General features: G+C 67.0%; 12 protein-coding genes and 1 pseudogene. 9 read left to right on the top strand and 4 right to left on the bottom strand.

Going from position 1 to position 12,653, the window contains the following annotated elements; genetic code table 11:
- From KDK82_RS27805 to KDK82_RS27785, 6 genes and pseudogenes are all read left to right on the top strand, one after another.
- Positions 1-1,308, top strand: a complete 1,308-nt coding sequence (locus KDK82_RS27805) for a heme biosynthesis HemY N-terminal domain-containing protein (RefSeq protein ID WP_012204152.1) — start codon at positions 1-3, stop codon at positions 1,306-1,308.
- 210 nt (positions 1,309-1,518) lie between these two features.
- The gene (locus KDK82_RS27800) at positions 1,519-2,112 is read left to right on the top strand and encodes a cytochrome b (protein WP_088166768.1); all 594 of its coding nucleotides are present in this window, start codon (positions 1,519-1,521) and stop codon (positions 2,110-2,112) included.
- A 92-nt stretch (positions 2,113-2,204) separates the two neighbouring features.
- A complete protein-coding gene (locus tag KDK82_RS27795) occupies positions 2,205-2,777 on the top strand; it encodes a YceI family protein (RefSeq protein WP_034391259.1) in 573 nt (190 codons plus the stop codon).
- Between the two features lie 69 nt (positions 2,778-2,846).
- Positions 2,847-3,425, top strand: coding sequence for a YceI family protein (locus KDK82_RS27790; RefSeq protein ID WP_012204149.1), 579 nt, complete (start codon positions 2,847-2,849; stop codon positions 3,423-3,425).
- 312 nt (positions 3,426-3,737) lie between these two features.
- Positions 3,738-4,241: pseudogene (locus KDK82_RS33495) on the top strand (midcut-by-XrtH protein); the annotation flags it as partial.
- 57 nt (positions 4,242-4,298) lie between these two features.
- Positions 4,299-7,928 carry a hypothetical protein gene (locus KDK82_RS27785; protein WP_256974562.1) on the top strand — a complete coding sequence of 1,210 codons (3,630 nt, stop codon included), beginning with the start codon at positions 4,299-4,301 and terminating at the stop codon, positions 7,926-7,928.
- 30 nt (positions 7,929-7,958) lie between these two features.
- On the opposite strand, the gene KDK82_RS27780 is transcribed toward KDK82_RS27785, so the two are convergent.
- The gene (locus KDK82_RS27780; RefSeq protein WP_088166882.1) at positions 7,959-9,479 is read right to left on the bottom strand and encodes a PLP-dependent aminotransferase family protein; all 1,521 of its coding nucleotides are present in this window, start codon (positions 9,477-9,479) and stop codon (positions 7,959-7,961) included.
- 100 nt (positions 9,480-9,579) lie between these two features.
- Here KDK82_RS27780 and KDK82_RS27775 point away from each other — a divergent pair, with 100 nt between their 5' ends.
- Genes KDK82_RS27775 through KDK82_RS27765 form a run of 3 tightly spaced genes read left to right on the top strand, consistent with a single transcriptional unit; the run spans position 9,580 to position 11,019 of the window.
- Positions 9,580-10,209, top strand: a complete 630-nt coding sequence (locus KDK82_RS27775; RefSeq protein ID WP_088166766.1) for an FMN-binding negative transcriptional regulator — start codon at positions 9,580-9,582, stop codon at positions 10,207-10,209.
- A gap of 34 nt (positions 10,210-10,243) precedes the next feature.
- The gene (locus tag KDK82_RS27770; protein WP_088166765.1) at positions 10,244-10,591 is read left to right on the top strand and encodes an antibiotic biosynthesis monooxygenase; all 348 of its coding nucleotides are present in this window, start codon (positions 10,244-10,246) and stop codon (positions 10,589-10,591) included.
- Positions 10,592-10,611: 20 nt separating this feature from the next.
- Positions 10,612-11,019: a DUF2809 domain-containing protein gene (locus KDK82_RS27765; protein ID WP_088166764.1), complete on the top strand. Its 408-nt coding sequence runs from the start codon at positions 10,612-10,614 to the stop codon at positions 11,017-11,019.
- Positions 11,020-11,034: 15 nt separating this feature from the next.
- On the opposite strand, the gene KDK82_RS27760 is transcribed toward KDK82_RS27765, so the two are convergent.
- Genes KDK82_RS27760 through KDK82_RS27750 form a run of 3 tightly spaced genes read right to left on the bottom strand, consistent with a single transcriptional unit; the run spans position 11,035 to position 12,588 of the window.
- Positions 11,035-11,388: a hypothetical protein gene (locus KDK82_RS27760; protein WP_088166763.1), complete on the bottom strand. Its 354-nt coding sequence runs from the start codon at positions 11,386-11,388 to the stop codon at positions 11,035-11,037.
- Between the two features lie 19 nt (positions 11,389-11,407).
- Complete coding sequence (locus KDK82_RS27755) at positions 11,408-11,656, bottom strand: DUF1272 domain-containing protein (protein ID WP_071957066.1); 249 nt, start codon at positions 11,654-11,656, stop codon at positions 11,408-11,410.
- A gap of 38 nt (positions 11,657-11,694) precedes the next feature.
- Positions 11,695-12,588 carry a cation diffusion facilitator family transporter gene (locus tag KDK82_RS27750; RefSeq protein ID WP_088166762.1) on the bottom strand — a complete coding sequence of 298 codons (894 nt, stop codon included), beginning with the start codon at positions 12,586-12,588 and terminating at the stop codon, positions 11,695-11,697.
- Positions 12,589-12,653 lie beyond the last annotated feature (65 nt).

The following is a 12,653-nucleotide window of genomic DNA, read 5'->3' as shown; positions in this document are numbered from 1 at the left end:
ATGCGCGCTGCACTGTGGTTGATCGGTTTGTTCGGCATGGCCGTTGCGGCCGCCTTGTTCGCGGGCTCCAACCAGGGCACGGTGACCCTGTTCTGGGCGCCCTACCGGCTGGACCTGTCCCTGAACCTGGCCATTGCCATCATCGTGCTGGCCTTCGTGCTGCTGTATGCCGCGCTGCGCGCCCTGGCCGCGCTGCTGCAGATGCCGCACCAGGCGCGGCGCTGGCGCAGCCAGCAAAAAGAGCGCGCCATGCACCACAGCCTGCTGGAAGCCCTGTCGCACCAGCAGGCCGGCCGCTTCCTGCGCGCACGCAAGTCGGCACTGGCCGCCCTGGCGATGGAGGAGTCCCTGGCCGAGGCCCATGCCGCCGTGCCACACGGCACGCGGCTGCGTGCGGCCGCCCACATGGTGGCCGCCGATGCCTCCCACGCCCTGCAGGACAGCCCGCAGCGCGACCACCACTGGCGCGAAGTCCTGGCCAATGCACCGGCCCAGGGCAATGCCCAGGAGCAGGAAATGCGCGAAGGCGCCCAGATGCGCGCCGCGCGCTGGGCCCTGGACGACCGCGACGCAGCTGATGCGCTGCGCCGCCTGGCCGAACTGCCGCAGGGCGCGGCACGCCGCACGATCGCGCTGCGCATCCGCCTGAAGGCCTCGCGCCTGGCAGGCCAGACATCGACGGCACTGGACACGGCGCGCCTGCTGGCCAAGCACCGCGCCTTCTCGCCAGCGGCCGCCGCCAGCGTGGTGCGCGGCCTGGTGCTGGAGAGCATCAACGAGGCACGCGACACCACGCAGCTGCAGCACTTCTGGCTGTCGCTGGACGGTGAGGAACGTGCCATGCCCGAGATCGCGCTGCCGGCCGCATCGCGCCTCATGGCCCTGGGCGGCGAGGCCGCGCAGGCCCGTGCCTGGCTGCTGCCCGTGTGGGAACGCCTGCTGTCCCATGCCGGCCCGCGCAGCGAATCGCATCTGCCGCGCCTGGTCCAGGTGCTGGAGCCCTGCCTGGACGGCCTGGACGGTACCTGGCTGGCACGCATCGAGGCGGCCACCAACAGCCATCCGCGCGAACCCCGCCTGCAATACCTGGCCGGCATGGCCTGCGTGCAGCGCCAGCTCTGGGGCAAGGCCCAGCAACTGCTGCTGCGCGCTGCGCCCCATCTGCAGGAAAGCGCACTGCGCACCCGTGCCTGGCAGCGCCTGGCCCTGATGGCCGAGCACCGGGGCGATGCCGACGCCGCCGCCGCCGCCTGGAAGCAAGCGGCGCAGGCCGTGGTCATGCTGCCCGCCGATCCCGCCCGGCCCTGAACTCCTGCAGCCCGGGGGTACCACGGGTGCTGCGGCCTTCATCTTTTTTGAATTGAGCCGTCAATACCGCTGAACTCTTTTGGATTTGCCGCTTCCTACACTGCACGTTGTCCGCAGTGCACGAAGTTCTCGCAGAGCGCACCGCACCCTTTTTGCCATCCAGGGCCCCTTCACAGGGGCCCTGAACGGTTCCAAAGCCTGCCGCCATCCATGACAGAGTCCTCAGCCCGCGCCAACGCGCCAGCAAAATCCTCCTCCAAAGCCACGCGCTATACCGGCGTGGCCATGGCCGCCCACTGGGTGCTGGCCCTGGGCCTGATCGCCGCCCTGGGCCTGGGCTGGTACATGACCGGCCTGCCGTTCTCCCCTTCGCGCCTGAAGCTGTACAACTGGCACAAGTGGCTGGGCGTCACGCTTTTGTCGCTGAGCCTGCTGCGCCTGCTCTGGCGCGTCACCCACCGCCCGCCCGAGCTGCCGCCCGCCGTGGCCCGAGCCATGCCGCAATGGCAGCACTGGGCCCACAACGGCACCCACCACGCCATGTACCTGCTGTTCTTCGCCGTGCCCCTGCTGGGCTGGGCCTACAGCTCGGCGGCCGGCTTTCCCATCGTCTTCCTCGGCATGCTGCCCCTGCCTGACTTCGTGAGCGCCAGCCCCGAACTGGCGGAAACCCTCAAGCCCCTGCACGGCTGGGCGGCCTGGGCCCTGGTCGTGCTGATTGCCATGCATGTGGGCGCCGCCCTCAAGCACCAGTTCATCGACCGCGACGGCCTGATCTCCCGCATGCTGCCGGGCCGCGCCTAAACCTTTCGCCAACCTCTCGCCAGCCAGGGTCGGTGTCCATCCGGCCCCAGCCACCCCCTGACCGGATTTTCCCGACCCCTAGGAGTTTCGCCATGCGCTTTTCCTCCACGCTGACCACCATCGCCCTGGCCGCTGCGGCCCTGGCTTCCCAAGCGGCACTGGCCGAGCAAAAGCTCGTCCCCGCCCAGAGCGCCGTGAACTTCACGGCCAAGCAGATGGGCGTGCCCCTGCAGGGCCACTTCAAGAAGTTTGATGCCCAGGTCCAGTTCGACACGGCCAAGCCCGACACCAGCAAGATCCGCTTCACCGTGGACACCGGCAGCGCCACCATGGGCGCCAAGGAAACCGACGCCGAACTGCCCAAGGCGGACTGGTTCAACGTCGCCAAATTCCCGCAGGCCGTGTTCGACTCCACCGCCGTCAAGGCGCTGGGCGGCGGCAAGTACCAGGTGGACGGCAAGCTCAGCATCAAGGGCCAGGTCCAGAACGTGAGCATTCCCGTGCAACTGGCCCAGTCCGGCACCACGACCACGGCCACCGGCACGCTGCCGCTCAAGCGCCTGCAATTCAAGATCGGCGAAGGCGAGTGGGGCGATACCTCCATGGTGGCCGACGAGGTGCAGGTGCAGTTCAAGCTGGCACTGACCGGCGTGGGCAAGCTGTAAGCCGCGTCCCTGCCCAAGATCGGCCATTTTCTTTCCCGTTTCGTGCAACCCCAACCTAGGAGTTCTTTCATGCGCACTTCCGTGTTTGCCCTGGCCATTGCCGGCCTGTTTGCCACCGCTGTCCAGGCTGCTCCCGCAACCTACGCCATCGACCCGACGCACACCTTCGCCACGTTCGAGATCGACCACAACGGCGCCTCGACCAACCGCGTGCGCTTCGACAAGAAGAGCGGCACCGTGGAATTCGACCGTGACGCCAAGGCCGGCAAGGTCGAAGTCGTGCTGGAAATGGAATCGCTGAGCTCGGGCACCGCCGCCTTCGACAAGCACCTCAAGAGCGCCGACATCTTCAACGTGGCCAAGTTCCCCCAGGCCAAGTTCGTCTCCGACAAGTTCGTCTTCGACGGCGACAAGCTCAAGGAAGTCACCGGCCACCTGACCATCCTGGACAAGACCCAGCCCGTGACCATCAAGGCCAACAAGTTCACCTGCTACCCCAACGCCATGCTGCAAAAGCGTGAGACCTGCGGCGGCGACTTCGAAGCCGTGATCGACCGCACCGCCTTCGGTGTGAACTACGGCGTGGACTATGGCTTCCCCAAGCAAGTGCGCCTGGTGATGTCCATCGAAGCGGTCAAGCAGCAGTAAAACCGCATTCGCCGCAGTGCCTTTCAGGGCGCTGCCGCCCAAAGCCCGTGATCCGCAAGCCGGTCACGGGCTTTTTTTTTGCCTTTTCTGAATTCCCGGAAAAGACCTTGCCAATGCTCTCCATTCGCACCTGCTCCACAGAGGCACAGCGAGCACATTGGCGGCCTTTGCAAATGCATCAAATTGATAGCGATTTCACGGTCATTGAGAAGCCGCAGCATAACGATTCCTCGATATCGATAGATACAAATAGACATACTCCAAAAAACTTACTTTAAATTTCATTTTCCGATCACTCCCTGGCATTCACCCATGAAGCAGATCTCCATTGCCCCCGCCGTTGTCGCCGCCATTGCCGCCCATTCATTCCCAATGGCCGCCAATGCCCAAAGCATCACGGTCGCTCCGGCTGCCGCCGTCGCGGCAACCGCGATTCCGGTGGACAACCCTTGGAGTCTGTTGGCCCTTGCCATAGGGCTGGCCATGGCCGCCTGGCTGGTGCTGCGCAACCGGCAGCACCGGGCGCTCTTCATGGCGCTGTGCACCAGCGCCATCGTGTGCGCCACGCTGTGGCACAGCCCCGATCTGCGTGCCCAATTGACGGGCAGCTTTACCAACCCGGCGGGTGAGACACGGCCATTGCTCGTTGCGCAAATTGTCAATGGCGGCAATATCAATGGATTTTCTGCAGAAGATTTCACCAATGATTCCGGTGTGGCACTCAAAATCACCGCCATTCAGCCACCGAATTTGAATCAGTGTTTTCCCTCGGGCTTCACCCATCTCATGCCGCCAGGGGCACCGCCCGCATCGCCCCCGCCTCTTTGCGCCGTGGGCAACACCATTGCGCCCAATGGCACATGCCGGGTGAATGTGGAAACCATTTGCCGCGCCGAGGCAGCCCAGGCCACGGCCGGCGCCAGCCCCACCACGCTCAGCGTTCCCGGCGCCGGCCTGTCATTTGCCGCAGGCAGCACCGGCACGGTGAACGTCAGCAACAGCGGCGGCTCGGCAGCGCTCAATGTGCAGGCCACCATTCCCGCAGGCAGCGGCATCACCATCTCCTCCAACAGCTGCGCGGCAACGCTGCCTGCGGGCTCCAGCTGCGCCATCACCCTGACGGCACCCGCGGCGGAAGGCCCGACCACGGTCAGCATTGCCAGCAGCAACGCCGCAGCCACCACCACCCCGGTCACCGTGACAGGTGGCCCGGCCCCCACAACCACGCTGAGCATTCCCGCCACGCCGCTGTCGTTTGCGGCGGGCAGCACGGGATCGGCGACCATCACCAACAGCGGCGGCGCAAATGCGCTCAATGTGCAGGCCAGCATTCCTGCGGGCAGTGGCATCACGGTGTCCAACACCACCTGCCCTGCCGCCCTGGCACCCTCTGCCAACTGCACGATCACGTTGACCGCGCCCTCGGCGGAAGGTCCGACCGCCATCGGCTTCGGCGGCAGCAATACGGCGTCCACTTCCGTGCCGGTCACGGTGTCGGCAACCGGCACGCCCACCACGCTGAACATTCCTGCGACGTCCGTGTCCTTCGGAGCGGGCGGCGCCGGCTCGGTGACCATCACCAACAGCGGCAGCGCACCTGCGCTCAATGTGCAGGCCGGCATTCCAGGGGGCAGTGGCATCACGGTGTCCAACACCACCTGCTCCGCCATCCTGGCTCCCTCGGCCAGCTGCACGATCACGCTGACAGCCCCCTCGGCGGAAGGCCCGACCCCCATCGGCTTCGGCGGCAGCAACACGGCTTCCACGTCCGTGCCCGTCACGGTGACGACTGCCGTCCTGCCCGCCACGCTGACCATTCCCTCGGCGTCCCTGTCCTTCGGAGCGAACGGTGCTGGCTCGGTGACCATCACCAACAGCGGCAGCGCACCTGCGTTCAATGTGCAGGCCAGCATTCCGGCGGGCAGTGGCATCACGGTGTCCAACACCACCTGCGCCGCCATCTTGGCTCCCTCGGCCAATTGCACGATCACGTTGACTGCCCCTTCGGCCGAGGGCCCGACCAACATCGGCTTCGGCGGCAGCAATGCGCCCGCCGCTACCGCACAGGTCACGGTCACCGCACCCGTCGCGCCAACCGCGCCTACCGTTCCCCCTGCACCCGTGCTGTTCGGCGCCTACGGCGCAGGCTCGGTGACCATCACCAACAACGGAACGGCGCCCGCGTTCAACCTGCGGGCCATCATTCCGGTCGGCAGCGGCATCATGGTGGCCTCCTCCACCTGCCCGGCGTCACTGCCGGTGGGCGCAAGCTGCACCATCACACTGACGGCGGCAGGACCGGAAGGCCCCACGAACATCAGCGTTGGCGGCAGCAACACGCCGGCCACGGCCGTGCCTGTGACAGTGACTGTCCCCGTCACGCCGACTACGCTGAACATTCCCACCACCCCCGTCTCCTTCGGCACTGGCGGTGCAGGCTCGGTGACCATCAACAACGGTGGAAGCGCACCCGCGTTCAACGTACAGGCCAACATTCCGGCCGGCAGCGGCATCACGGTGTCCAACTCCACCTGCGCCGCCATCCTGGCCCCCGCTGCCAGCTGCACGATCACGCTGACGGCCGCTGCGGCCGAAGGTCCGACCGCCATCAGCTTCGGCGGCAGCAACACGCCGGCCACGACCGTGCCGATCACGGTGACAGCCCCCGTCGCACCCACCACGCTGAACATTCCCACGACCCCCCTGTCGTTCGGCACCAGCGGCGCAGGCGCGATCACCATCGTCAACAACGGAACTGCACCCGCGTTCAATGTGCAGGCCACCATTCCGGCCGGCAGCGGCATCGCGGTGTCCAACACCACCTGCCCCGCCATCCTGGCCCCCGCTGCCAGCTGCACGATCACGCTGACGGCCACTGCGGCCGAAGGTCCGACCGCCATCAGCTTCGGCGGCACCAACACACCGGCGACGACGGTGCAGGTCACGGTGACGGCCCCCGTCACGCCGACCACGCTGGACATTCCCGCCGCACCCGTGTCGTTTGGCACCAGCGGAGCGGGCACGGTGACCATCACCAACAACGGGTCCGCACCGGCGTTCAACGTGCAAGCCACCATTCCGGTCGGCAGCGGCATCACGGTGGCGTCCAGCACCTGCCCTATCTCCCTGCCCCCCGGGGCCGACTGCACGATCACGCTGACGGCTGCGGCCGCAGAAGGCCCGACCGCGGTCAGCTTTGGCGGCAGCAACACGCCCACCACGACCGTGCAGGTCACGGTGACGGTGCCCGTTCCCACCGCCACGCTCTCGATACCCGGCGCTCCGCTGTCGTTCGCTGCGGGCGGTTCGACAACGGTCCTTATCAGCAACACCGGCGCTTCTGCGGCCTTCAACGTGACCGCCACGGCGCCGGCCGGTAGCGGAATCACCGTGCAGTCGAACACGTGCGGTGCCGCACTCGCCTCTTTGGCCAGCTGCGGCATCACCCTGACTGCGGCCGCCGCCGAAGGCCCCACGGCCATCAGCTTCGGCGGCAGCAATACGCTGGCCACGACCGTGCCGGTCACGGTGACGGCGCCCGTCACGCCGACCACGCTGGGTATGTCCACCACGCCCGTGTCGTTCAACACAGGGGCAACGGGCTGGGTGACCATCACCAACAACGGTGGGGCCCCTGCGCTCGACGTTCAGGCCACGATTCCGGCAGGCAGCGGCATCACGGTGTCGGCCAACACCTGTGGTTCATCGCTGGCAGCGGGGGCCAATTGCACGATCACGCTGACTGGAGCCACGCCGGAAGGTCCGACGGCCATCAGCTTCGCTGGCAGCAATACCCCGGCAACGTCCGTGCAGTTCACCGTGACGGCGCCCAGCACCACGACCACGCTGGGGATCTCTGCACCAACTCTGACGATTGCTTCTGGCGGCACAGGCTCCGTGACCATCACCAACACGGGATCGAATGCCGCCACCGGCATCGGCGCCACCATCCCCGGCGGCAGTGGGCTGTCCGTTTCCGGCAACACCTGCGGGCTGTCGCTGCCGGCCGGGGGGACCTGCACGGTGACCTTCACCGCAGGTGCGGACGAGGGGCCGACCAATGTCACCATCCAGGGCAGCAACACCGACACCGCAGCCTTGTCGATCACGGTCTCGGGTTCCATCGACATTGGCGCCTACCACCTCGATGGCAGCTGTGGTGTGCTTGGCGTCCTTGGCCCCGGCTTCACCCTCACGGCAGGCTCTGCGCCGCTTCCCGTCGGCACCACGGTGACCATCACCGGTTCGGGAGTTGCCAACATCGGTGTGTTCAGTGTGACGGGAGGCACAGCCAGCGTGTCGGTACTTTCCGCAACCTCCCGCCAGGTCACCCTGACCTCGGCACTGCCGGCAGGGGCCACGATCGCGTTCAGAACCACGCTGTCCATCAGCGTCGCCTTCACGCTGAATGGCTCGACGACGCTGCCCAACGGCTATGCGGGCACAGGCGGGAAGCCCGCTGGCAGCGTGAGTTCCACGCTCATTCTCTGCAGCGCCACCTGATTGCAGGCGCTGCGGCAACACCCGGAAACCTCAGCGTCGGCAAGGCGGGGCCTCGAAGGCCCCGCCTTTTTTCTGTCCATCCCGCACAACACCTGCCAGCCTGCGCACCCCTTGCTCGATGGCCTGCGGCTGCAGGCTCGAATAACCCAGGACCAGCCCGGCGCAGGACTGGCGGCGATGGGCATCACCGGCCGCATAGAGCGGCGAGATGGGGCGAACGCCCACGCCACGCTCTCGCGCCAGCCGCACCAGGGCAATCTCATCGCGCTGATGCACGGCAGGCACCCAGGCCACCACATGCAGGCCGGAGGCCGAGCCTTCGACCTGCACCGCGCCCGGCAGGTGCCGCTCCAGCGCCTGCAGCAATGCCGCCCGCCGGCCTTCGTTGCGACGGCGGGCAGCGCGCACATGGCGCTCGTAGCTGCCGTCGTCGATCAGCGCGGCCAGCACCAGCTGGTCCAGGCGCGGTGCATGCCGGTCGGCCAGCCGCCGGGCTTCCCGGAACACGGGCACCAGGGACGGCGGCAGCACCAGGTAGCCCATGCGCATCTGCGGCGACAAGGCCTTGGAGAAAGTGCCGACATGGATGACGCAGCCCACCTCGTCAATGGACTGCAGGGCGTCGATGGGGCGCAGCCCGTAGCGGAATTCGCCGTCGTAGTCGTCCTCCAGAATCCAGGCACCCGTGGCGCGCGCCCAGGCCAGCAGTTGCTGCCTGCGGCCTATGGGCAGCACGCCGCCCAGCGGAAACTGGTGCGAGGGCGTGACATAGGCCAGCCGCGCCTGGCGCCCGGCCAGCGCCGAGGTATCCAGGCCCTGTTCATCGACGGCCATTTCCTGCAGGCATGCGCCCTGGGCCTCGAACACGCGGCGCGCCATCAGGTAGCAGGGCTCTTCCATCAGCACGGTCTCGCCCGGATCGACCAGCACGCGCGCGCACAGGTCGATGGCCTGCTGCGAACCCTGCACCACCACGATCTGATCGGCCGAACAGGCAAGCCCCCGCGCCCGGCGCAGATAGCCTTGCAGCGCCATGCGCAGCGCCAGCTCGCCTTCGGGCGCGTCGTAGGACAGGGAAGACTGGCGCTGCACGATGGCGCGGTTGTAGGCGCGCCGCCAGGCCAGCGTGGGAAAGTCGTCAAAGGCCAGGGCGCCGTAGAGAAAGTCGATCGGGGCCGGCCCACCATCGCCTGCTGCCGGTGGCAGGGCTGACGCCAGCGCATCCACCCGCTGCCCATAGGAAGACAGCCGGGGACGGCCATGCTGCAGGGCCGCTGCCGGCATGCTGCGCGCACGGCTGCGCTGCGCCGCGCCAGCCGCCACGCGCGCCCTGCTGCCTGGAGCAGTCTCCAGATAGCCTTCGGCCGCAAGCTGCTCGTAGGCGGCCGTGACGGTGGTGCGCGACACGCCCAGGTCCAGCGCCAGGGCGCGGGTGGAGGGCAGGCGTGCGCCCACGGCCAGGCTGCCGTCGGCCACCTGTGATTTCAGCCATTCGTGGATGCGGCGGGCGCTGGGCGCAGCCCCGGTATCGGCGGCGAAATGGGACTTCAACTGGTCTTCCAAAAAATCACGAAACTGGATTTTTCATTGTGCCAGGGATGGTGGATAGTCCTGTTTCCCCCGATGCCGGTCCACCGTTGCACCAAGCTCCATGTACACGCCCGCCCATTTCTCCCTCACCGATTCCGACAGCCTGCACGGCCTGATCCGCAGCCACCCCCTGGGCACGCTCGTCACCCAGGCCAACGGCGTGCTGGACGCCAACCATCTGCCGTTCCTGCTGGATGCGGACCCAGGGGAGATGGGCACGCTGAGCGCCCATGTGGCCCGCGCCAATCCCATCTGGCAGCAGTGCCGCGACGGCGCCGAGGTGCTGGTCGTCTTCCGTGGTGCCGAAGGCTATATCTCGCCCAGCTGGTATCCAAGCAAGCACGAGACGCACCGCCTGGTGCCCACCTGGAACTACGAGGCCGTGCATGTGCACGGGCAAATAAGCATCCATGACGACGAGAAATTCGTGCGCGGCCTGGTCGGGCGGCTCACGCGGGTCCATGAGGCATCGCAGGCCCAGCCCTGGAAGATGTCCGACTCGCCGCGTGAATTCATCGACGGCATGCTGCAGGCCATCGTCGGCCTGCAGATCCGCATCACCCGCCTGGAGGGCAAGGCCAAGCTCAGCCAGAACCGGCAGGCCCGCGACCTGGAAGGCGCCATCGGCGCGCTGCGCGAGCGCGGACAGGAGCCGCTGGCCGGTGCCATGGATGCGGCGCCGCGCCTCTAGCGCCAGCCGCCCTCACACAGATTGCCAACCACCGATGTACACATCCACCTTCACCTTCGCGCCGGGCGAATACGACGCGCAGTTCCATGCCCTTGACGGCCGGATCGCCGAGATCGCCCGCGCCATCCCCGGCTACCTGGGCGAAGAGGCCTGGGAGAACCCCGCCACAGGCCTGGTATCCAACGTCTACTACTGGCAGACCTGGGAGGCGCTGCAGCAACTGATGCGCCACCCTGCGCACCTCGAAGCCAAGCAGCAGCAGGCGCGCTGGCTCAAGGGCTACCAGGTGGTGATCGCCCAGGTGGTGGGCAGCTACGGCGACGGCGGCATAGCGCACCCGCTGGCCACCGCTGCGCAAGGCACTGCGCACCCGGCTCGCTGACCGGACCCGCTTTTGGCCCGATGATGGCGGCCATGCGATGGCGTTTTGATCCTGTTTCCCTGGCGTGGGCGGTGGCCCTGTTTGTCTTGCTCGTGCTGCTGGCCACCGTCGGCGCACGCTGGGGCTGGTTGCGCAGCTTCTTCGGCGACGTGATGGCCGTGGCCTGGGTCTATGCCGTGTTCAAGACCGTGATCGCCGCGCGCGTGCTGCCGCTGGCATCGGCCGCACTGTGCGTGGGCCTGCTGGTGGAGCTGGGCCAGTTCCTGGCATCGACCTTCCAGTTGCACATTCCCAACCGCGCTTTGCGCATCGTGCTGGGCAGCACGGCCGACTGGTGGGATGTGCTGGCCTATGTGATGGGTTTTGCAGCCGTGCTGGTAGTGGAGGCTGCGTTCCGTGGCCGCAGGCGTCCCGTCTTCACGGCATAAACCCGCAGCGGTCCGCTACGGCTCTGGAACAAACTCCTCGACAACGGATTCGCAGTGGATTTTCAGCCGCCCATAGTGGGACAGCTGCAAGAACAGATGCTGCGCCATTGCTGACGAAGGCCTCTTCGTATCCCGCTGCAGCACTTCGCAGCGGTCCAGGCAGTCATCCATCTCTGCGGCTGCGTCGCGCTGGACGTCGGCAAAGTACGCCTGCACGGCAGGAAAGTTGACGATCCGTTCAAGGCGGATGGCTACCCTGGCCTGCGGCCTGTCGAACACGGCATAGAGAAAGAAGCACAGTTCCACGCTCCGGGCCGCCACATCCAGGCGCACCTGCTCCAGCAGTCCATCGTGGTACTGGTACTGCAATCGATGGCTCCGCGCCGGATCAGGCCCGTACAGCGCAGCCGCCGGCCTTGAGCACCCGCTTCGTAGAGGCCGGATACCGCTCCAGCCTGTCCGCCGGCCGGCGCGGCCTGGCCACCAGCTCGCCACCGCAGTTGGGGCAGGCGCCGTGCAGCACATGATCCGCACAGCCGGCACAGAACGTGCACTCGAAGGTGCAGATGCGAGCCTCGGCAGACTCTGGCGGCAGGTCCTTGTCGCAGCATTCGCAGTTGGGTCGAAGCTCAAGCATCGGTGCACTCCGGGTGTGGTCCATGAAGACTGGGCATCCTAGTGGATGTGCTCTGCAGGGGAGCGGTCCTCGCTCTCCATCTGCAGCGTCGTATGGTGCAGGTCGAAGCCGGCCTGCAGCCTGTCTTCGATATCGCGGCGCACCTGCTCGCCGTCCGCGCCGGGCAGCAGCACCACATGGCCGGTCAGCATGGGCTTGCTCTGCGTGACCGCCCACAGGTGGACATCGTGGATCGCTGCCACGCCCGCCGTGCCCGAAATCGTCTCGCGCACCGCCTGCAGGCTCATCCCCGAGGGCACGCCTTCCAGCAGGATGTTGATGCACTCGCGCAGCAGGGTCCAGGTCCGCGGAAACACCATGAAGCCGATGCCCACGGCCACCGCCGAGTCGATCCACCGCCAGCCCGTCAGCCAGATCAGCGCGGCACCGGCGAGCACGCCGACCGAGCCCAGCATGTCCGCCCATACCTCCAGGTACGCGCCCTTCACGTTCAGGCTCTCATCCTTGCCACCCGACAGCAGGCGCATCGAGAGCAGGTTGATCACCAGCCCCACGGCCGCCACCGCCATCATGCCCAGGGACTGGATTTCTGCAGGCGCCGACAGCCGGCGGTAGGCCTCATACAGGATGTAGAAGGCCACGCCCAGCAGCACCAGCGCGTTGACGGCGGCGGCCAGGATCTCGAAGCGCGCATAGCCGTAGGTGCGCAGCAGGTCGGCTGCCTTGCGGCCGGCGCGTATGGCCACCAGTGCCAGCAGCAGCGCCATCGCATCGGTCAGCATGTGCATGGCGTCGGAGATCAGGGCCAGGCTGCCCGTGACCATGCCGCCGATGATTTCCACCACCATGAAGGTGCCGGTCAATCCGAAGGCAAACCAGAGGCGGGATTCCGGCAGGGCACGCACGTCGCCGTGCTGATGGCTGTCGCTCATGAGATTCCTTGACTTGAAAACGGTTGTGAACAGAGGGCCGCTGCACCGATGGCGTCCATGGCAGG

Source organism: Delftia sp. K82, from assembly GCF_002193035.1.
Taxonomy (GTDB): domain Bacteria; phylum Pseudomonadota; class Gammaproteobacteria; order Burkholderiales; family Burkholderiaceae_C; genus Comamonas; species Comamonas acidovorans.
The sequence above is the reverse complement of the archived record's forward strand: the minus strand, read 5'-3'. Positions and strand labels throughout refer to the sequence as shown.